General features: G+C 73.3%; 1 pseudogene. It reads right to left on the bottom strand.

The features are described 5' to 3' along the window. Positions 1–292: 292 nt before the first annotated feature. Positions 293–1,523: pseudogene (locus G3I42_RS30905) on the bottom strand (MinD/ParA family protein); the annotation flags it as partial.

A 1,523-nucleotide genomic window follows, 5' to 3' on the forward strand; every position in this document is an offset into this window, starting at 1 on the left:
GGGGCAGCGCGACGTGTGCCGCGTCGTGCGCGCCCCCAGGAGTCGGGGGAGCGGCGGGCGGCAGCGCGGCTCCGGGCGCGGACTGCGACTCCGATCGCGGGTAGGGCACGCCAGGTTGCGGCATCCCACCCTGCGGCATCCCTGCTCGCGGCACCCCGGGCTGCGGCGGAACGGCTCGCGGTGCACCGGCCTGCGGTACGCCCGGCCCCGCCGCGCCCGCCTGCCCTGTACCGGGCTGTCCCGCCCCGTACGGTGCGCCCGCCTGCGGCGCCTGCGGTGCATGCGGTGGGACCTGGCCCGGCAGCGGGGGAGCGGCGACGGGTGGCGGGTTCCCATCCGAGGTCCACAGCCCCTGCGCCTGCTGATGCCGCGCGAAATCCTCGGCGACCACGGCCGCGAGGTCGAAGTACGCCTCGCGCACCTTCGGCCGCATCATGTCGAGGTCGACCTCCGCGCCCGCCGCGAGATGCTCGTCGAACGGTACGACGACGACTTCCCGGCATCGCGTCCTGAAGTGCGACACGATGTCGTCAACCTTGATCATCTTGCCGGTCTCGCGCACCCCGGAGATCACCGTGATGCTCCGCGCGACCAACTGGGCGTACCCGTGCGCCGCGAGCCAGTCGAGCGTCGTGCTGGCGCTCGACGCCCCGTCCACGGAGGGCGTCGAGACGATGATCAGTTGATCGGCCAGGTCGAGTACGCCACGCATGGCGCTGTAGAGCAGCCCCGTACCCGAGTCCGTGAGGATCACCGGGTACTGCCGCCCCAGGACATCGATCGCGCGCCGGTAGTCCTCGTCGTTGAACGCCGTCGAGACCGCGGGGTCCACGTCGTTCGCGATGATCTCCAGCCCCGAGGGCGCCTGCGAGGTGAAGCGACGGATGTCCATGTAGCTGTGCAGATGCGGGATCGCCTGCACCAGGTCGCGAATGGTCGCGCCGGTCTCGCGCCGTACGCGACGTCCCAGCGTTCCCGCGTCCGGGTTCGCGTCGATCGCGAGGATCTTGTCCTGCCGCTCGGAGGCGAGCGTCGCGCCGAGCGCCGTGGTCGTGGTGGTCTTGCCGACGCCGCCCTTGAGGCTGATGACGGCGATCCGGTAGCAGGACAGGACGGGAGTACGGATGAGCCCGAGCTTGCGCTGCCGCTCCGCCTCCTCCTTGCGCCCCCCGATCCGGAACCGCGAGCCGCCACCCGCCGGACGACTGCTGCGCGTCTTCTGCTTGTTGCCGCGCAGCAACCGGTCCGAGGACAACTCGACGGCCGCCGTGTACCCGAGCGGCGCCCCCGGATGCGTGCGCTGCCGCTGGTCGTGCTGCATCGGCTGCGGCCACGCCGCGCCGAGCCGCGGGTCCGCGGGCCCCGACGCCTGCTCGGGTCCGGGCCGCGGTGCCAGCCGCGGGTCCTGTCCCTGCTGGGGCGCCTGCGGCGGCTGCGGTACATCCCACCGCGCGCCTGCCTGCGGCACACCGGGCGAGGCATCCGGTACGTGCGGCGCGGGGCCGACCTGCGGGGGCAACGGC

The sequence above is a fragment of the Streptomyces sp. SID11385 genome (assembly GCF_010548245.1).
In the GTDB taxonomy this organism is placed as follows: Bacteria; Actinomycetota; Actinomycetes; order Streptomycetales; family Streptomycetaceae; genus Streptomyces.